General features: G+C 70.2%; 18 protein-coding genes. 11 read left to right on the forward strand and 7 right to left on the reverse strand.

All coding sequences use genetic code 11. From position 1 onward, the window contains the following. Positions 1-33: 33 nt before the first annotated feature. Positions 34-762 carry an SDR family NAD(P)-dependent oxidoreductase gene (locus tag ACIRON_RS24570; RefSeq protein WP_402996386.1) on the reverse strand — a complete coding sequence of 243 codons (729 nt, stop codon included), beginning with the start codon at positions 760-762 and terminating at the stop codon, positions 34-36. Further along, positions 759-1,529, reverse strand: coding sequence for a hypothetical protein (locus tag ACIRON_RS24575; RefSeq protein ID WP_402996388.1), 771 nt, complete (start codon positions 1,527-1,529; stop codon positions 759-761). The genes ACIRON_RS24570 and ACIRON_RS24575 overlap by 4 nt, the downstream gene beginning before the upstream one ends. 193 nt (positions 1,530-1,722) lie before the next feature. Here ACIRON_RS24575 and ACIRON_RS24580 point away from each other — a divergent pair, with 193 nt between their 5' ends. After that, positions 1,723-3,096, forward strand: a complete 1,374-nt coding sequence (locus tag ACIRON_RS24580; RefSeq protein WP_402996390.1) for a lytic transglycosylase domain-containing protein — start codon at positions 1,723-1,725, stop codon at positions 3,094-3,096. Positions 3,097-3,102: 6 nt separating this feature from the next. Here the strand turns inward: ACIRON_RS24580 and ACIRON_RS24585 are convergent, their stop codons facing one another. After that, entirely contained in the window at positions 3,103-4,119 is a 1,017-nt protein-coding gene (locus tag ACIRON_RS24585) for an NADP-dependent oxidoreductase (protein ID WP_402996392.1), read from the reverse strand. A 63-nt stretch (positions 4,120-4,182) separates the two neighbouring features. Here ACIRON_RS24585 and ACIRON_RS24590 point away from each other — a divergent pair, with 63 nt between their 5' ends. The 6 genes from ACIRON_RS24590 to ACIRON_RS24615 all read left to right on the forward strand — a co-directional run bounded on the left by ACIRON_RS24590 (position 4,183) and on the right by ACIRON_RS24615 (position 9,210). Continuing rightward, a complete protein-coding gene (locus tag ACIRON_RS24590) occupies positions 4,183-5,076 on the forward strand; it encodes an amidohydrolase (RefSeq protein ID WP_402996394.1) in 894 nt (297 codons plus the stop codon). Continuing rightward, positions 5,073-5,606 carry a cysteine dioxygenase gene (locus ACIRON_RS24595; RefSeq protein WP_402996396.1) on the forward strand — a complete coding sequence of 178 codons (534 nt, stop codon included), beginning with the start codon at positions 5,073-5,075 and terminating at the stop codon, positions 5,604-5,606. The genes ACIRON_RS24590 and ACIRON_RS24595 overlap by 4 nt, the downstream gene beginning before the upstream one ends. Before the next feature lie 225 nt (positions 5,607-5,831). Further along, positions 5,832-6,893 (forward strand): ABC transporter ATP-binding protein, encoded by a 1,062-nt coding sequence (locus tag ACIRON_RS24600; RefSeq protein ID WP_402996398.1) that lies wholly within the window; start codon positions 5,832-5,834, stop codon positions 6,891-6,893. Next, positions 6,890-7,546 (forward strand): ABC transporter permease, encoded by a 657-nt coding sequence (locus tag ACIRON_RS24605; protein WP_402996400.1) that lies wholly within the window; start codon positions 6,890-6,892, stop codon positions 7,544-7,546. Before ACIRON_RS24600 ends, ACIRON_RS24605 begins: the two co-directional genes overlap by 4 nt. Next, positions 7,543-8,256, forward strand: a complete 714-nt coding sequence (locus ACIRON_RS24610) for an ABC transporter permease (protein ID WP_402996402.1) — start codon at positions 7,543-7,545, stop codon at positions 8,254-8,256. The genes ACIRON_RS24605 and ACIRON_RS24610 overlap by 4 nt, the downstream gene beginning before the upstream one ends. A gap of 27 nt (positions 8,257-8,283) precedes the next feature. Continuing rightward, positions 8,284-9,210, forward strand: coding sequence for an ABC transporter substrate-binding protein (locus ACIRON_RS24615; protein ID WP_402996404.1), 927 nt, complete (start codon positions 8,284-8,286; stop codon positions 9,208-9,210). On the opposite strand, the gene ACIRON_RS24620 is transcribed toward ACIRON_RS24615, so the two are convergent. Next, positions 9,203-9,778 carry a TetR/AcrR family transcriptional regulator gene (locus ACIRON_RS24620; protein WP_402996406.1) on the reverse strand — a complete coding sequence of 192 codons (576 nt, stop codon included), beginning with the start codon at positions 9,776-9,778 and terminating at the stop codon, positions 9,203-9,205. The two genes, ACIRON_RS24615 and ACIRON_RS24620, sit on opposite strands and share 8 nt — an antisense overlap. Positions 9,779-9,918: 140 nt before the next feature. Here ACIRON_RS24620 and ACIRON_RS24625 point away from each other — a divergent pair, with 140 nt between their 5' ends. Together ACIRON_RS24625 and ACIRON_RS24630 are read left to right on the forward strand one after the other, a co-directional pair. Then, on the forward strand, positions 9,919-10,491 hold the full coding sequence (locus ACIRON_RS24625; RefSeq protein WP_402996408.1) for a hypothetical protein: 573 nt from the start codon (positions 9,919-9,921) through the stop codon (positions 10,489-10,491). Between the two features lies 1 nt (position 10,492). Next, complete coding sequence (locus tag ACIRON_RS24630; RefSeq protein ID WP_402996410.1) at positions 10,493-11,953, forward strand: dihydrolipoyl dehydrogenase family protein; 1,461 nt, start codon at positions 10,493-10,495, stop codon at positions 11,951-11,953. A 1-nt stretch (position 11,954) separates the two neighbouring features. On the opposite strand, the gene rraA is transcribed toward ACIRON_RS24630, so the two are convergent. Beyond that, positions 11,955-12,446: a ribonuclease E activity regulator RraA gene (gene rraA / locus ACIRON_RS24635; RefSeq protein WP_402996411.1), complete on the reverse strand. Its 492-nt coding sequence runs from the start codon at positions 12,444-12,446 to the stop codon at positions 11,955-11,957. After that, on the reverse strand, positions 12,443-15,091 hold the full coding sequence (gene acnA / locus ACIRON_RS24640; RefSeq protein WP_402996413.1) for an aconitate hydratase AcnA: 2,649 nt from the start codon (positions 15,089-15,091) through the stop codon (positions 12,443-12,445). Before acnA ends, rraA begins: the two co-directional genes overlap by 4 nt. 71 nt (positions 15,092-15,162) lie before the next feature. On the opposite strand from acnA, the gene ACIRON_RS24645 reads away from it, so the two are divergent. Next, the gene (locus ACIRON_RS24645; RefSeq protein ID WP_402996415.1) at positions 15,163-15,855 is read left to right on the forward strand and encodes a GntR family transcriptional regulator; all 693 of its coding nucleotides are present in this window, start codon (positions 15,163-15,165) and stop codon (positions 15,853-15,855) included. A 33-nt stretch (positions 15,856-15,888) separates the two neighbouring features. Here ACIRON_RS24645 and ACIRON_RS24650 read toward each other — a convergent pair whose 3' ends face one another. Beyond that, complete coding sequence (locus ACIRON_RS24650) at positions 15,889-16,560, reverse strand: TetR/AcrR family transcriptional regulator (protein ID WP_402996417.1); 672 nt, start codon at positions 16,558-16,560, stop codon at positions 15,889-15,891. 131 nt (positions 16,561-16,691) lie between these two features. Between ACIRON_RS24650 and ACIRON_RS24655 the strand changes: the two genes are divergently transcribed. Next, positions 16,692-17,489 (forward strand): enoyl-CoA hydratase-related protein, encoded by a 798-nt coding sequence (locus tag ACIRON_RS24655; RefSeq protein ID WP_402996419.1) that lies wholly within the window; start codon positions 16,692-16,694, stop codon positions 17,487-17,489. Positions 17,490-17,498: the final 9 nt, after the last annotated feature.

A 17,498-nucleotide genomic window follows, 5' to 3' on the forward strand; every position in this document is an offset into this window, starting at 1 on the left:
AACCAGGACGACGTACGCCGCCCGGCTGTGACATCACCGCCCGCCGGTCACCCGCAGCGTGGTCGCGGTGACGTAGGAGGCCTTGTCGCTCATCAGCCAGGCGACCGCCTCGGCGACCTCGTCGGGCGAGCCCGCGCGGCCGATCGGGATCTGCGGCGCCATCCGCGCGATCCGGCCGGGGTCGCCGGTGTTGGCGTGCATGTCGGTCTCGGTGAGCCCGGGGGCGACCGCGACGACCCGGATGCCGAGCGGGGCGACCTCGAGCCCGAGGCCCTTGGTGAGCGCGTCGATCCCGGCCTTGGCGGCGGCGTAGTGGACGTACTCACCCGGTGATCCGAGCGTGGCGGCACCCGAGGAGATGTTGACGATCACGCCACCCTCGGAAAGCGCCGACACCGCTGCCCGGGCGACGAGCGTGGGACCGAGCAGGTTGACGGCGTACGTCCTGCGGATCTCGTCCGCGGGAGTGTCGACGAGGGGTGCGTAGCGGTAGGTCGCGCCGGCGTTGTTGACCACGCCCGTGAGCGGGCCGGCGGCCTCGAAGAGCGCGGCGATCCCGGCGTCGGTGGTGATGTCCGCAGCCACGATCTCGCACGAGACCCCGAGCGCTCTGATCTCCTCGCGCGTCGCGACAGCAGCAGCTTCGTCGGACAGATATCCGAGCACGAGCGGGTGGCCGTCAGCAGCGAGCCGTCGAGCGACGGCGGCACCGATCCCGCGGGTGCCTCCGGTGATGAGAGTGCCCAGAGTCCTATCTTTCACACCCGAAGGGTGTCACGCAGCCTCCACGCCACCAACGCCAGTGCCAGGACGCCGGCCAGCGCCCAGCCGGCGGGGTAGTGCACCGCAGGTTCGTTCCAGCGCTCGTGGAAGTAGACCAGGTGCGAGGAGAGCAGGCCGGCGTCGACCGAACGGCCCTCCTGGATGAGTACGCCGATGGCGACCAGCACCGTCAGCAGCGTCTGCATCGCCCAGCCCAGGATCCAGGCGGGCACCCAGGCGACGACATCGACGGCGCGGCGTACGGAGGTCACGAGCACGGTCACCAGGGCAGCCGCCAACAGCGCGTCGATGACCGACGACGGCAGCTCTCCGGGGAGCATCCCGTCGAGCCAGAGAGGTACGCAGACGGCCGGCGCGGCCAGCATCGGCGCCCGCAGCACGCACGGCCCGAGGCTCGCCGCGATCCCGGCCGCGAGGCCGGCGACCGTCGTGATCGCGGCGATGGCGATCAGATGGGTCAGCATCGACGGGTCGTTCGCCACCGGTCCGGCAGCGAAGGTCAGCCCCAGGAATGCCGCGGCCACGACACCGGTGCCGGCGAGCACGGCACTGAGCAGCCGGCGGTCCGGGCGCAGCCCCGCGGCGAGCCCACCGAGCGCGGCCGCCAGCAGCGCGAACGAGACCAGCTCGGCGACCATCGGGGCGAGCAGCAGCGGCTGCGGCTGGACGAGCTGGGGCAGGAAACCGATGCCCCAACCCGCGGCCGCGACCAGCGGAACCATCCACAGACGAGTCCGTTCAGTCATGTCGACCACGGTGACAGGCGCAAGGTGAGACCAGGCGGCGTACCGGGGAACACCAGCCCAACGTCAGGTGGCCCGACCGTGGCCGTTCATCACCAAGGTGAGGGGATTTTTAATTGCACGGCGCAGAAATGGAATACCTGGGTAGGCTCAGGGGACGGACACGTACCCCACGCGTGGAAGAGGTGAGACCGGCATGACCAAAGCATCCCGAAAATTCTGGGCCAAGAGCATCAGCACTGCGGCGCTGACCAGCATCGGGCCTCGGGCCGTTGCCGCCGTCGCACTGACCGCTGCCTTCGCGGTCCTGGCTCCGAACGAGGGAAGCCTCGACACCGGTCATCAGCAGCCTGAGCTGCCCGATCCGGGCGCTCTTCAGGACCCCCTCGGCATCTCCGGCGGTCTGGGTGGCGTGAAGAACCTGACCCCGACCGACGCCGTGAGGCTGGCCGCCAACGCCGAGGAGCTGTCCATCCCGCCGGTCGCCCTGGCTGCGTACCAGCGCTCGGCCACCGTGCTCAACGACGCCGACGCCTCCTGCCGCATCGACTGGGCGCTGGTCGCCGCGATCGGCATGGTCGAGAGCAACCACGGCCGCTTCGGCGGCAGCGAGCTCAACTCCAACGGCCTCGCCCTCCCCGCGATCATCGGCCCGCAGCTCAACGGCGCCGGCAACTACGCCGCGATCCACGACACCGACAACGGCCTCTACGACCACGACACGGTCTACGACCACGCTGTCGGCCCGATGCAGTTCATCCCCTCCACCTGGACCTTCGCGGGTGCCGACGGTGACGGCGACAACCGCCGAGACCCCCAGGACATCGACGACGCCGCCGTCTCCACGGCGGCGTTCCTGTGTGCCGGCACCGAGGACGTCAGCACCGACTCCGGCGCCCAGTCCGCGGTCTACCGCTACAACCAGAGCGATACGTACGTCGAGGCAGTGCTGAAGATCGCGGAGCAGTACCGCAGTGGCGAGTTCCCCGGCTCGCCGAGCGTGGATGGTGAGTCCACCTCCACGATGAGACCCACCGCCTCCGCCCTCCCGCGCACGTCGAACACCGTCAAGCCGATGACCAAGTCGGAGACCAAGGCCGCGCCGGTCAAGACGCCGGCCAAGGATCCGGTCGAGAGTCCGGCGCCGAGCAAGTCGCCGTCCCCCACCGGCAACCCCACGGGCGACTCCGACTCCGACGACAACTCGTCGGGTGGCGAGACCGAGAGCCCGACGCCCACGCCTACGCCCACCCCGACTCCGACGCCCACGGATCCCCCGACCACCGAGGAGCCGGAGCCGGTGCCCACCGTCGCGAGCCGGTGCGAGGACGCAACGGTCTCCGCGTACCCCACCCTCGAGGCGGACAGCGAGCTCTACAAGGCGGTCCTGAAGGCATGCGCCGATAACTTTGGCGAAACTGTCCCCGAACCGGCGCTCGCCACTGAGTACGTCGTGGGCCTCGCCGACTCCGAGGACCCGACTTTCACCGACCTCCCCGACCCGGTCAAGGAGGACGCCGAGGCCGAGGCCCCCGACGAAACCGTCACGGAGCCCACGGCCGGCGAGTGAGCCGGGTCAGCCGACCTTGATCACCGTCTTGCCGAAGTTCTGACCCCGGAGCATCCGGTTGAACGCGGCGGGCGCGTTCTCGAGCCCATCCGTGATGTCCTCGCGGTAGCGCAGCTTGCCCTCGGCGAGCCAGCCGGTCGCCTCGGCGAGGAAGGTCGCCTCGTGGTCACGGACGAACTCGGTCTGGATGAAACCCCTGATCAGCAGCGACTTGTTGAGCACCTGCCGCATCAGGCCGGGCGCCCGGTCGGGCCCCTCGGGCGCGGCGGTGTCGTTGTAGTGCGCGACGATCCCGCAGACCGGCACCCGGGCGAACTTGTTCAGCCGCGGCAGCACGGCGTTCCACACGTGCCCGCCGACGTTCTCGAAGTAGACGTCGATCCCGTCGGGGACCGCCGCCTTCAGCTGCTCCTTGAAGTCGGGCGCCCGGTGGTCGAGGGCAGCGTCGAAGCCGAGCTCGGTCAGATGCGCGACCTTCTCCGGCCCACCGGCGATTCCCACGGCGCGGCAGCCGAGGATCTTCGCGATCTGTCCGACCGTGGCGCCGACGGGACCGGTCGCAGCCGCCACGACGACGGTCTCGCCGGGCTTGGGCTGCCCGATCTGGGTCAGCCCCGCGTACGCCGTGAACCCCGGCATTCCCAGCACGCCCAGGGCGGTGGAGACCGGCGCGACGGACGGATCGAGGCGGCGGGTGTGCTTGGCCGGCGCGACGGAGAACGCCTGCCAGCCTCCGTACGCCAGCACGACGTCGCCCACCTGCCGCGACGGATCCCGCGACTCCACGACCTCGGCGACCGTGGCGCCGGGCAGCACGTCGCCCAGGGCGGTCGGCGCGGCGTACGACGGCGCATCGCTCATCCGCCCGCGCATGTAGGGGTCGAGCGAGAGGAACCTCGTACGCAGCAGCACCTCGCCGTCCGCAGGCGTCGGCACCTCGGAGGTGGCGATCGTGAAGTCCTCGGCGGTCGGCTCACCGATCGGGCGGGCACGGAGCAGGATCTGGGTGTTCGTGTCGGTCATCCCGCCATGGTGCCTCACCGCGGCAGGCTTGCTTAATCACAACTAAACCTATTGACTTAACCCATGAAACCCACGGTCGACGTCCACCAGCACCTGTGGCCGCCGGGGTTGGTCGAGGAGCTGCGCCGCCGGCGGCAGCCTCCGTACCTCGACGGCTGGGTGCTCCACCTCGACGGGGAGCCGCCGTACTCGGTCGATCCCGCAGATCACGATCTCACCCGTCGCGCCGCCCAGGAGGACGGGCTCGTCCTGCTGTCGCTCTCCAGCCCGCTCGGGATCGAGTCGCTCGCCCCGGTCGAGGCGCACGGACTTCTCGACGCCTGGCATCGCTTCGCAGACGACCTGCCCGCAGACTACGGGCTGTGGGCCGCGCCGGCCCTCGTCGAACCGGACCTCGACGGCCTCGCGAAGACCCTGGCGCACGACCGCGTCCACGGCCTCCAGGTGCCGGCGACCGCGCTGGCGACCCCGGCCGCACTCGAGGCCCTCGCGCCGGTGCTCGCGACCGCCCAGCAGGCCGACCTGCCCGTCCTCGTGCACCCGGGTCCGGCCGCCGACCCCACCGCAGCGGACCTGCCGTCGTGGTGGCCCGCCCTGACCTCGTACGTCGCCCAGCAGAGCGCCGCATGGCACTCCTGGCACGTCGCGGGGAGGTCGCTGCTGCCGACCCTGCGGATCGCGTTCGTGGGGCTGGCCGGACTCGCGCCGCTCCACCACGAGCGCCTCGCGCAACGTGGCGGGAACCTCGGCGCGATCGACCGGCACGTCTACTACGAGACCTCGTCCTACGGCACCCAGGCGATCGACGCGATGTCGCGCGTGGTCGGCGTCGACCCGCTCGTCAGCGGGTCGGACCGGCCCTACGCGGAGCCGACCGATCCCGGCCTCGGCGATGCCCTGAGCCGGGCGATCTTCGTCAACAACCCGCACCATCTACTCACCGGAGGAGACCGATGACCATCACCGAACCGACCATGGACTCGGTCCTTTGCGCCCCGGACCTGCCCGAGCTGCCGGGACGTACACTCACTCCCGGCGAGCTGCGCGCCTGGGTCGACGAGCTCGCCACGCACCCCGAGCGGTGGGAGCACCTGCTGCGCCACGACACCGACGGGCGTCACTACGTCTCGCTCTACCGGGACAAGGACATCGACGTGTGGCTGCTGTGCTGGAACACCGTCGACGACACCGGCTGGCACGACCACGACATCTCTTCGGGCGCGGTCGCGGTGACCCACGGGTCGGTCTTCGAGCTGCAGCCGAGGTTCGGCGGTGAGCCCGTGCAGCGCGAGATCGGCGCGGGCCGCAGCTTCGGGTTCGGGCCCGACCACATCCACCGGATGAGCGGTGCGGTCGACGGCTCCGCCTCGATCCACGCGTACTCGCCGCCGCTGTGGCGGATGGGGCAGTACGCGATCAGCGACGACGGCGTGATGCGCCGCGTCTCGGTCTCCTACGCCGACGAGCTGCGCCCGCTCGAGGACTGAGCGACCCCGGCGCGGACGCGGCGACATCTCGGGCGTCGGGTCCCCGGTTGACCGACAGGCCGGGGGAGATGTGGCACATTTCAGGCATCGAGGAGCGAGGATCGGACACCGAGACCGACTTTCCTTTTCTGTTTAACATCTTCGGTTCCATCCGCTGATCTGGCAGGCTGATGATCTTGTGCAACGGCGTCCGCAGGTGAAGAACGACAGACAGGAGCGGTGGCTGTGATCGAGTTCGAGGGCGTGACCAAGCGCTATCCGGACGGCACCGTTGCGGTGGACGACCTCTCTCTGACGGTCGACACCGGGCAGATCACCGTGCTCGTCGGGCCGTCGGGATGTGGCAAGACGACCGCGCTGCGGATGATCAACCGGATGATCGAGCCGAGCTCCGGCCGGATCCTGATCGACGGTGACGACGTCACCAGCCGTCCCGAGGCACAGCTGCGGCGCGAGATCGGCTACGTGATCCAGGGCGCCGGGCTCTTCCCGCACCGCACGGTCCTCGACAACGTCGCGACCGTCCCGATCCTGCAGGGCATCTCCCGCCGGGAGGCCCGCACGAGCGCCCTCGACCTGCTCGAGCGCGTCGGGCTCGCGGCCGACCTCGGCGAGCGCTACCCGGCCCAGCTCTCGGGGGGACAGCAGCAGCGCGTCGGCGTCGCCCGGGCGCTCGCGGCCGACCCGCCGGTGCTGCTCATGGACGAGCCGTTCTCGGCCGTCGACCCGGTCGTACGCGACGACCTCCAGCAGGAGCTGCTCCGGCTCCAGGGCGAGCTCGGCAAGACGATCGTCCTGGTCACCCACGACATCGACGAGGCGATCCGGCTCGGCGACAAGGTCGCCGTCTTCGCCCAACGCGCCCGCCTGGCCCAGTTCGCCCCGCCCGCCGATCTCCTGGCCGCCCCTGCCGACGACTTCGTCGCCTCGCTCGTCGGTCGCGACCGCGGCTTCCGGGGCCTCGGTTTCGCCGACGGGAGCTCGGTCGCGCTCACACCGATCGACCACGGCGTCGACGGGCTCACCCTCGAGGTCGACCACGACGGCCGACCGCTGGGCTGGCGCGGTTCCGACGGGCTCCTCCCGACCGAGGGCACCTTCAGCGACGGCGCCAACCTGCGTACGGTCACCGACCTGGTCATCCTCTCGCCCGCCGGCGCCGCGATCCGGGTCGACGCCGAGGGTCGCGCCGACGGACTGGTCCTACTCGAGGACCTGGCCGGCAGCGTACGTTCTCAGCAGCGCGAGCGGCTGGCGGCACTGTCCAGCTCGGAGGCCTCCGGGTGAATGACCTATGGCGGTATCTCGAGACCAACGGTGACGACGTTCTCACCGCGCTCGTGCAACACATCTGGCTCGCACTGCTGCCGGTGGCGATCGCCTTCGTCCTGGCCCTGCCGCTGGGCGCCCTGGTCCATCGCTACGTCCCGGCGCGCCACATCGCGCTCACCGCAGGCAGCGTGATCTACACCGTCCCGTCGCTGGCCCTGCTCCTGCTGCTCCCGGGCATCCTCGGCACCAGCGTCCTCGATCCGATCAACGTGGTCATCGCGCTCACCCTCTACTCGCTCGCCCTGCTCGTCCGTACGACCGCCGACGGTCTCGATGCGGTCGACACCACCGTCCTGCAGGCCGCGACCGCGATGGGCTATCGGCCCCTACGCCGCTGGTTCACCGTCCAGCTGCCGCTGGCGATGCCGGTGATCCTGACGGGTCTGCGGGTGGCGACCGTGGCCAACGTGAGCATGGTCAGCATCGCGGCCCTGATCGGCATCGGCGGCCTCGGGCAGCTCTTCACCCGAGGGTTCCAGCTCGGCTTCTACCTGCCGCCGATCATCATCGGGCTGGTCCTCTCGGTCGCCCTCGCGGTCATCGCCGACGTCCTCATCGTCGCCCTCCAGCGCGGGCTCACCCCGTGGGCGCGAGCGGGTGCCCGATGAGTCTCGACTACCTGCTCGACGCCGCCAACTGGTCGCTGACCAGCCCCGACGGCTTCCCCCAGCGCATCCTCGAACACCTCGGCTACACCGTCCTCGCCCTGGCCATCGCCGCAGTGATCGCGTTCCCGATCGGCCTGCTGATCGGCCACACCGGCCGCGGCGCACTGGTCGCCATCAACCTCGGCAACGCCGGCCGCGCGCTGCCGACCCTCGGTGTGCTCATGCTCGCGCTCGGCCTGGTCGGGATCGGCCTGGTCCCGGTCACGATCGCTCTGGTCGTGCTCGCCATCCCACCCATACTCGCCACGACGTACGCCGGCATCCAGTCCGTCGCCGACGAGACCGTCGACGCGGCACGAGGTGTCGGCATGACCGAGGCCCAGATCGCCTGGCGCGTCGAGGTCCCGATCGCGCTGCCGATCATCATCGGCGGCCTGCGCAACGCGTCGCTCCAGGTGGTCTCGACCGCGACCATCGCCGCGTACGTCGGTCTCGGCGGCCTCGGTCGCTATCTCTTCGACGGGCTGGCCACGCTCCAGTACGACCAGGTGGTCGCCGGCGCGATCGTGATCGCGATGCTCGCCGTGGCGGTCGACCTGGCACTCGCCGGTGCGCAGCGGCTCCTCGTCTCGCCCGGCGTCGACGGCCGCGGCGCCCGAGACCGTCCGACCACCGTCCGCCCCGAACCCCAACCCGAACCCGCCGGCTGATCAATCCAGCAACCGAGAGGTATCTCAATGTCCCGCCGAATCCGCACCACCGCGTACCTGTTCGCGACGCTCGCCGTGGCAGGCACCCTGACCGCCTGCGGCGGTGACCCGCTCGACTCCGGATCGGACTCCGACTCGGGCGGCGGCACGATCGTCGTCGGCTCGGCCAACTTCCCCGAGAGCGAGCTGCTCATGGAGATGTACGCCCAGGCTCTCGAGGCCGAGGGCGTCAAGGTCGAGACCAAGCCCAACATCGGGTCCCGCGAGGTCTACATGGAGGCCTTCAAGAGCGGCGACATCGACCTGCTGCCGGAGTACAACGGCGCCCTGCTGGCCTACCTGACGCCCGACGGTGTCCCGGAGGACATCTCCGCTCCCGAGGACGTCTACGAGGCGCTCCAGGACGTCCTGCCCGAGGGCAGCGAGACCCTGCCGCAGTCGGAGGCCGAGGACAAGGACACCCTCACCGTCTCCAAGGAGACCGCCGAGAAGTACTCCCTGACGAGCATCGAGGACCTGGCTCCGGTCGCGAAGGACCTCTCGCTCGGTGGCGCCCCCGAGTTCAAGGAGCGCCACCAGGGCCTCGTCGGCCTCGAGGAGGTCTACGGGGTCACGTTCAAGGAGTTCAAGCCGCTCGACGCCGGCGGCCCGCTGACGACCGGCGCGCTGGCCAAGGGCGACATCGACGTCGCCAACGTCTTCTCCACCGACTCGGCGATCCCCACCAACGGATGGGTCAGCCTGGAGGACCCGGAGAACCTCTTCCTCTCCCAGAACGTCGTCCCGCTGATCCGCTCCGAGGCGCTCAGCAGCGACGCCGAGACGGCGCTCAACGCGGTCTCCGAGGCGCTGACCACCGCCAACCTCACCGAGGCACTGGCCAAGGTCCAGGTCGACAAGGCCGACCCGGCCACCGTCGCCAAGGAGTTCCTCGCCGACAACGGCGTCAGCTGAGCGCTGACCCCAGGTTGCTCCGGTAGGTGAGAAGTCCTTCGAGGCCTCGCAGGAACGTCTCGCCCACCGGGGCCGGATCGGTCAGACAGCCGGCCGCCATCGCACCGTCTCGCAGCATGACGAAGTGGCGGCCGGCGAACTCCGAGTCGGGCTTCCCGGTGGCCGCGAAGAGCTCGGTCATCGTGGCCAGGAACCAATGCCGGTGCTCGAGCACCGCCTGATGGACCACGTGCGCCGGGTCCGGATACTCGGCCGCGGCGTTGAGGAACGCGCAACCCCGGAACCCCTCGCCCTGGATGTCCGCGGCGATCGACCGGCCGACGGTCCGGATGAGATCGTCGGGATCCTCGACCTCTGACCGGGCGGCGTCCACGCGCGCCCGGATCGCCTCGTCGGCCTGCGTCAGGTACGCCACGACGAGGTCGTCCTTGCTCCGGAAGTGTCGATAGAGCGTTGCCCGAGTGACCTGCGCCTCGGCGATCACGCGATCCACTCCGACCGAGTGCAGACCCTCGGTGTAGAAGAGCCGACTCGCCGTGCTGAGCAGTCGATCCCGGGCCTCAGACATCCGCCATTCCTCTCGTTCTCGTTGTCTCGACGGTAGCAGACAGAACGATCGGTCTTGCATTTGTCAATCGGCTGGGGCAGACTCTCGATTCAGGTAGAACGATCGTTCTGTCTCCCAGCTTGATCCGAGAAAGGGATCCCATGTCCACCTCCGTCGAGACCGGCCACTCCGGCACACTGAGCGCCCCGACCAGCGCACTGCCGAAGCTCTACTTCTTCCGCTTCGGGTTCGCGATCGTCTGGGCCGTCCTGGTCGCACTCACCGCGACGACGCTCAACGCCGCGAGCATCGCGCTGCTGGTGATCTACCCGCTGTTCGACGTGGTGGCCGCCGTCGTCGACCACCGCACCTCGGGCGCCAACGGCCCGCGCGTCCTGCTCTACGCCAACATGGCGCTCAGCCTGCTCACCGCTGTCGGCGTCGCCGTAGCCGCCACCTCCGGGATCCCGGGAATCCTGCGGGTATGGGGCGCCTGGGCGATCACCGCCGGCCTGGTCCAGCTGTTCGTCGCGGTACGCCGCTACCGACTCGGCGGCCAGTGGGCGATGATCCTCAGCGGCGGGATCTCGACCTTCGCCGGAACCGGCTTCATCCTGATGGCCGCCGGCCCGAAGGCGTCCCTCACCGGCCTCGCGGGCTACGCGACGCTGGGTGGAATCTTCTTCCTGATCTCTGCCCTCCGACTGCGCCAGCGCGCGGGTAAGGTCGACTGACATGACGACCACCAGCAAGGAACTGACCGTCGACGTCATCGTCATCGGTGCCGGACCCACCGGGGAGAACGTCGCGGACCGCGCGGTGCAGGGCGGGCTGAGCGTGGCCGTCGTCGAGAGCGAGCTGGTCGGCGGCGAGTGCTCCTACTGGGCCTGCATGCCGACGAAGGCGTTGCTCCGCGACGCGGCGGCGCTGCGTGCCGCCCGCGCCCTCCCGGCCGCCGGCCAGGCGGTCACGGGCACGCTCGACCCCGCCGCCGTGTTCGCCCGGCGCAACAGCTTCGCCTCCGACTGGAACGACGCGGGCCAGGTCGAGTGGCTGACGGGCGCCGGGATCAAGCTGGTCCGCGGCCACGGGCGCATCACCGGCACCCGCGCCGTCACGGTCACCGACTCCGACGGCACGACCACGAACCTCGAAGCACGCCAGGCCGTGGTCGTCTCCACCGGCAGCTCCTCCCTCATCCCGCCGATCCCCGGCCTGGACGAGGCCCGCCCCTGGACGAACCGCGAGGCCGCCGGCGCCACGTCGGTCCCCGGCCGCCTGGCGATCATCGGCGGCGGGGTGGTCGGCGCCGAGATGGCGACCGCCTTCAGCGCCCTCGGGTCGCAGGTGACGCTGATCTCCCGCACCCGGCTGCTGCCGAGCGTCGAGGAGTTCGCGGGTGAGCAGGTGGCAGATGCCCTCCGGACGTACGGGGTGACGCTCCACCTGGACGCCGGCGCGACCGAGGTCCGGCGTGATGACGGCGGCGAGGTGCGGGTGACTCTCTCCGACGGCACCGAGGTGACCGCGGACGAGGTCCTCGTGGCCACCGGTCGGGTTCCCAACACCAAGGACCTCGGGCTCGAGCACGTCGGTCTCGAGCCCGGCAGCTGGCTGAAGGTCGACGACGCCCTGGCCGTGGTCGACGACAGCGGGCAGCTGGAGGACGGCTGGCTCTATGCCGCTGGTGACGTCAACCATCGGGCGCTGCTGACCCACCACGGGAAGTACCAGGCCCGTGCGCTGGGCGATCTGATCGCGGCACGCGCTCGCGGCGAGGAGCCCGACCTGAGCACCTGGGGGCGTCACGCCGCCACCGCCGACGAGCGCGCCACGACCCAGGTGATCTTCACCGACCCCGAGGTCGTCGCCGTCGGACACTCCGCCGAGTCGGCCGAGGCGGCCGGCATCGAGGTAGGCGTCGTCGACTACGACCTCGGCTCGGTCTCGGGCGCATCCCTGCACGCGGACGGCTACCGCGGTCAGGCTCGGATGGTCATCGACGAGCAGCGCAAGATCCTGGTCGGCTTCACCGCGGTCGGCCCGGACATCGCCGAGCTCCTGCACGCCGCCACCATCGCGATCGTCGGCGAGGTCCCGCTGGACCGCCTGTGGCACGCGGTCCCCGCCTACCCGACCATCAGCGAGATCTGGCTCCGCCTGCTCGAGACCGCGGGACGCGACCGCTGGGTGTGACCTAGAGCATGGGCTCGACCGCTGGGAGGACGACGATCCCGTCGTCGTCGCTGACCAGGTAGGACCCAGGGGTGAAGGCGGCGCCGCCGAAGGTGACGACGACATCTCGGCGTCCGACGCCGTCCTTGCGGCTGCGCCGTGGGTTGCTGCCGAGGGCCTTGATGCCGATGGGGAGCTCGGCGAGTGCGGCGATGTCGCGGACGGCGCCGTTGACGACGATGCCTGCCCAGCCGTTCTCGGCGGCGAGTGCGGCCATGTTGTCGCCGAGCATCGCGACGCGGGTGGAGCCGTCGGTGTCGACGACGATGACCCGGCCCTCGCCGGGTTCGGCGACGATCTCCTTGAGCACGAGGTTGTCCTCGAAGGCGCGGAAGGTGGCGATCGGTCCTTCGAAGTGGCGTACGCCGCCGAGCTGGCGCAGCTGCAGGTCGCAGGACTCCAGCGACTCCTGGTGGATGTCGTAGAGGTCGGAGGTTCCGGGGCGGTCGGTCATGAAGGGTTCTCCTCGGTTCGGCGCAGGGTCTCTCGAAGGACGTACGGCAGCAGCCCGCCGCTGCGGTGGTAGGTCTGTTCGCGGGCGGTGTCGAGCCGCACCGTGACGGTGAAGGTGGTGGTCCCACCGGCCGCGTCGGTGGCGGTGACCTCGACGGTCTCCGGGGCGGTGGTCCGGCCGGCGAGCCCCTCGACGGAGAAGACCTCGGTGCCGTCGAGCCCGAACGAGTCGGCGGACTCCCCCGGCAGGAACTGCAGCGGCAGGACGCCCATCCCCACCAGGTTGGACCGGTGGATCCGCTCGAAGGACTCGGCGAGGACGAACCGCACGCCCAGCAGCGAGGTCACCTTCGCGGCCCAGTCCCTGGACGAGCCGGTTCCGTACTCCTCGCCGGCCAGCACCAGCAGCGGGGTGCCGCCCGCGGCGTAGCGGTCGGCGACGGCATGGACCTCGTCCACGACCGGCTCGACGTCGCCGCCGGTGAAGGCCGCCGTACGTCCGCCGGGACCGTCCGGCACGAGCCGGTTGTCGAGCCGGGGGTTGGAGAAGCCACCCAGCCGCATGACCTGCCAGTTCCCGCGGCGGGAGGCGTAGCTGTTCAGGTCGCGGGGCGCGACCCCGCGCCCCCGCAGGTGTCGTCCGGCCGGGCTCTGCGTGGGGATCCGGCCGGCGGGGCAGATGTGGTCGGTGGTGACCGAGTCGCCGACGTACTCGAGCACCCGAGCTCCATCGATGTCCTGGAACGGCGGCAGCTCGGTCAGCGCTCCGTCCAGGAAGGGCGGGCGGCGCAGGTAGGTGGACTCCTCGTCCCACGGGAAGGTCGCCTCCGCCGGTGCGTCGAGCGCCTGCCAGTTCTCGTCGCCCTCGAAGATCGTCCGGTAGACGTCGGCGTACAGGTCCGGGGAGTTGGTCCCCTCGACCGTCGCGGCGATCTCCGTGTCGCTGGGCCAGATGTCGGCCAGGTGGACCGGCTGCCCGTCGCGGTCGGTGCCGAGCGGCTCCCGGGTCAGGTCCAGCGCGACCGTCCCGGCCAAGGCGTACGCCACCACGAGCGGCGGCGAGGCCAGGTAGTTGAGCGAGACCTCGTTGTGGATCCGGCCGTCGAAGTTGCGGTTGCCGGAGAGCACCGAGGCGACGACGAGGTCCTCGGACTCCACCCGCTCGGCGAGGTCCGGCACGAGATCGCCCGAATTGCCGATGCAGGTCATGCAGCCGTAGCCGACGACCGAGAACCCGAGCTTGTCCAGGTAGGGAGCCAGACCGGCTCGCTCCAGGTATCCGGTCACCGCCTTGGACCCCGGCGCCAGGCTCGTCTTGACCCATGGCTTGGCGACCAGGCCGCGCTCGACCGCGTTGCGGGCGAGAAGCCCCGCGGCCACCATCACCGCCGGGTTCGAGGTGTTGGTGCACGAGGTGATCGAGGCGATCGCGACCGCTCCGTGCGTGGCTCCGTGGGTCGGCCCGTGGGTCGGTCCGTCGGCCGGCGCCCGATCCCCCAGGAACTGCGTCAACGAGCCAGGGGCCTGATCGAGGTCGAGCCGGTCCTGGGGCCGGCGGGGCCCGGCGAGACTGGGCCGGATCTCGTCGAGATCGACCCGGATCCGCTCGTCGAAGACCGGCACCACGGACGGGTCGTGCCACAGACCCTGCATCCTGGCGTACGCCTCGACCACGGCCACGTGCTCTGCGGTCCGTCCGGTCAGACGCAGGTAGTCGAGCGTGAGCTGGTCGATCGGGAAGACCGCGGCGGTCGACCCGAACTCCGGACTCATGTTGGCGATGGTGCACCGGGTCGCGATGCTCGTCGCGCTTGCGCCCTCACCGAAGAACTCGACGAACTTGCCCACCACTCCGTGCCGGCGCAGCCGCTCGGTCAGGGTGAGGACCAGGTCGGTCGCGGTGACTCCGGGGCGGAGCTCTCCGACCAGCTCGACCCCGACCACGGGTGGGATCAGCATGGAGACCGGCTGGCCCAGCATCGCCGCCTCGGCCTCGATGCCCCCGACGCCCCAGGCCAGCACCGAGAGCCCGTTGACCATGGTGGTGTGCGAGTCGGTGCCGGCCACCGTGTCCGGGAAGGCGACGCCGTCACGGACGGTGACCACGTCGGCCAGGAACTCGACGTTGACCTGGTGCATGATCCCGGCCCCGGGCGGGACGACCTCCAGGCCCGCGAACGCCTGCTTGCCCCATTTGAGGAAGCGATAGCGCTCTGCGTTGCGCTCGTACTCACGTCCGACGTTGAGCCGCGGCGCGTCGGGACGGGCGAAGTAGTCGGTCACCACCGAGTGGTCCACGGTGAGGTGCGCGGGGACCACTGTGTCGACCAGCTCGGCCGCGTGACCGGCCGTGACGACCGCGTCGCGCAGCGCCGCCAGGTCGGTCAGCACCGGCACTCCGTTGGTGTCGTGCAGGAACACCCGGCTGGGGTGGAAGGCGATGTCGTGCGGACGCCGGGACCTGTCGACGACCGCCCGGATGTCATCGCCGGTGACCGTCTCGCCGTCCTCATGGCGCAGCAGGTTCTCCAGCACGATCTTGTGACAGAACGGCAGGCGCTCGCCCCCCGGAACCGCGTCGATCCGGCGCACCACCACTCGTCCGTCTGCGGTGTCGAGCCACCCGTGACTGTCGAAGCTGTTCATCCCGTCCCCTCTTCGCTGAGCCTATAGGCTACAGGATGTCGTCTGTCGGCTCAATCCACTAGCCTTGCGCCGTGGAGTCACTGAGCTCAGGCCCCGCTCGGCCGTTCCAGAGCAAGAGCGAGTACGCCTACGAGGAGATCAAGCGCCGGATCCTGTCCGAGGAGCTCGGTCCCGGTGCCGTCGTCAGCCAGGAGCGCATCGCCGCGGAGATCGGCGTGAGCACGACCCCCCTGCGCGAGGCGCTCAAGCGGCTGGCGACCGAGGGGATGGTCAACCTCTCCTCACACCGGGACGCGCGGGTCGTCGAGCTGACCGCCGACGAGGCGCGCAGCCTCTACGAGGTCCGTGCCTGCGTCGACCCGCTGGCCGCCTCCCTGGCCGCACAGCGACGCACCGACGGTGACGCGAGCCGGATCGAGGCCGCACTCACCACCCTGGAGCCGCTCTCCGGTCACGCCAGCATGGAGAGCCTGGTCGCTCACCGCGCATTCCACCGCGCCGTCTATCGCTCCTCCCACAACGAGCCGCTCATCGGCGTCCTCGAAGGGCTGTGGGACAAGGCCGACCGCTACCGCCAGGTCGGGCTACGCACCCAGGCCGACTCCCGCTCGGACATCGAACGCGTCCGCACCGAGCACAAGGCTCTGGCCGCCGCCGTGCTCGACCAGGACGCCGACCGGGCCGAGCAGGTCATGCGCGACCACATCAGCGGCAGCCTGGGCCGGCGCGCCATCGAAGCCCTCGGCGAGACTTCGACGCACTGACCGGCCCAGCCTCGGACCCTGCCTGCGAACGGATCAGCGACCGACGGTCAGCAGATCGGCGTACGTGTCACCGAGACCGTCCGCCAGGATCGCCCGCAGAGCGAGGGCGAGCTGGTCGCGGATGTAGGAGTCGAGGGTCCTGGTCTGCTCGAAGTACCAGTGCTTGAGCGCCCATGCGTGTGCGAGCAGCAGCAGGTTGTAGGCGACCAGGTCCGGGTCGGCGGCGACCAGCTTCCCGGCCTCGACGCCGTCACGCACCGCTGCGCGCAACGGCTCGCTGGTCTCGACCTCGAGGCGCTTGATCCGATCGCGTCCGGCCTCGTCGAGCGACTTCGACTCGCGGTAGGTCAGCACCGCGGCGTGACGATGGGAGTCGATGACCCGGCAGTACGCCGCGAAGGCGGCCGCCAGGCGGCGTACGGGATCCTCGCCGGCCTCCTCGACCGCCGCCGGGACCGTGGTCGAGAAGGCGTCGAGCACGTCGGTGATGACGGCGAGGAGGACGTCGTCCTTGCTGCCGAAGTAGCGATAGATCAGGCCGACACTCACGCCCGCCTCGGCCGCCAACGCCTGCATCGAGACCGCCTCGGAGCCGTCTCGCTCCATGAGTCGAGCCGCCGCGTCGAGCAGCTGGCGGGAGCGGTGCTCGACCAGCGCCTGCCGGGCGGCGTCGTGCGGCTTGATCGACGTTTCGGGCTCTGACATGGGTCTCCTCCTGAGATGAATCGAGATTCATCCTAGGGCAAAAACTCCTCACCAGACGTTGACCATCCCTGAAAATGAACATACGTTCACTCTCACTGAACCAATATTCACTCTTTGCTGTGGAGGCAGTCGTGAGCCAGTTCGAGGACATCACCTACGAGGTCGACGGCGCGGCCGGGATCATCACCATCAACCGGCCGAACCGCTACAACGCGTTCCGCGCGAAGACGGTCGACGAGCTCATCGCCGCCTTCAACGCGGCCTGGTCCGACGAGAACGTACGAGCCGTGGTGCTGACCGGCTCGGGCGAGAAGGCGTTCTGCACCGGCGGCGACGTCAAGCAGCGCGCCGAGACCGGCGACTACGGTCCCGCCGAGCTGGGCAGGTTCCGCATCGGGGACCTCCACAAGCTGATGCGCGACATCCCCAAGCCGGTCATCGCCGCGGTCAACGGCATCGCGATCGGCGGTGGCCACGTCCTGCAGGTGCTCGCCGACGTCTCCATCGCCAGCGAGACCGCTCGCTTCGGCCAGGCCGGCCCGCGGGTCGGCTCCTTCGACGCCGGGTTCGGGTCGGCGTACCTGTCTCGTGTCGTGGGCGAGAAGAAGGCCCGCGAGATCTGGTTCTTCTGCCGGCAGTACTCCGCCCAGGAGGCGCTCGACATGGGTCTGGTCAACAAGGTCGTCCCGGCCGACGAGCTCCTGAAGGAGGCGAAGTCCTGGTGCGAGGAGGTCTCGGCGCTCAGCCCGACCGCGATCCGCTTCCTGAAGCAGTCCTTCAACGCCGACACCGACCACCAGGCCGGGCTGTCGAACATGGCGATGAGCGCGCTCGACATCTTCGGCGTCTCACCCGAGGGCATGGAGGGCGCGACCGCGTTCGCCGAGAAGCGCACGCCCGACTTCGCCCCGCACGTCAACTGGCACTGAGCCGCGAAC

Origin of the sequence: Nocardioides sp. NPDC101246, from assembly GCF_044767415.1 — a bacterium.
Lineage (GTDB): Bacteria > Actinomycetota > Actinomycetes > Propionibacteriales > Nocardioidaceae > Nocardioides.

Bases quoted from the DNA above. Each gene is read 5' to 3' on its own strand.
- ACIRON_RS24625 (WP_402996408.1), top strand. From the start codon at position 9,919: ATGTCCACCTCCGTCGAGACCGGCCACTCCGGCACACTGAGCGCCCCG.
- ACIRON_RS24585 (WP_402996392.1), bottom strand. From the start codon at position 4,119: ATGACCGACACGAACACCCAGATCCTGCTCCGTGCCCGCCCGATCGGT.
- ACIRON_RS24620 (WP_402996406.1), bottom strand. From the start codon at position 9,778: ATGTCTGAGGCCCGGGATCGACTGCTCAGCACGGCGAGTCGGCTCTTC.
- ACIRON_RS24580 (WP_402996390.1), top strand. From the start codon at position 1,723: ATGACCAAAGCATCCCGAAAATTCTGGGCCAAGAGCATCAGCACTGCG.
- ACIRON_RS24615 (WP_402996404.1), top strand. From the start codon at position 8,284: ATGTCCCGCCGAATCCGCACCACCGCGTACCTGTTCGCGACGCTCGCC.
- rraA (WP_402996411.1), bottom strand. From the start codon at position 12,446: ATGACCGACCGCCCCGGAACCTCCGACCTCTACGACATCCACCAGGAG.
- ACIRON_RS24650 (WP_402996417.1), bottom strand. From the start codon at position 16,560: ATGTCAGAGCCCGAAACGTCGATCAAGCCGCACGACGCCGCCCGGCAG.
- ACIRON_RS24590 (WP_402996394.1), top strand. From the start codon at position 4,183: ATGAAACCCACGGTCGACGTCCACCAGCACCTGTGGCCGCCGGGGTTG.
- ACIRON_RS24595 (WP_402996396.1), top strand. From the start codon at position 5,073: ATGACCATCACCGAACCGACCATGGACTCGGTCCTTTGCGCCCCGGAC.
- acnA (WP_402996413.1), bottom strand. From the start codon at position 15,091: ATGAACAGCTTCGACAGTCACGGGTGGCTCGACACCGCAGACGGACGA.
- ACIRON_RS24610 (WP_402996402.1), top strand. From the start codon at position 7,543: ATGAGTCTCGACTACCTGCTCGACGCCGCCAACTGGTCGCTGACCAGC.
- ACIRON_RS24575 (WP_402996388.1), bottom strand. From the start codon at position 1,529: ATGACTGAACGGACTCGTCTGTGGATGGTTCCGCTGGTCGCGGCCGCG.
- ACIRON_RS24630 (WP_402996410.1), top strand. From the start codon at position 10,493: ATGACGACCACCAGCAAGGAACTGACCGTCGACGTCATCGTCATCGGT.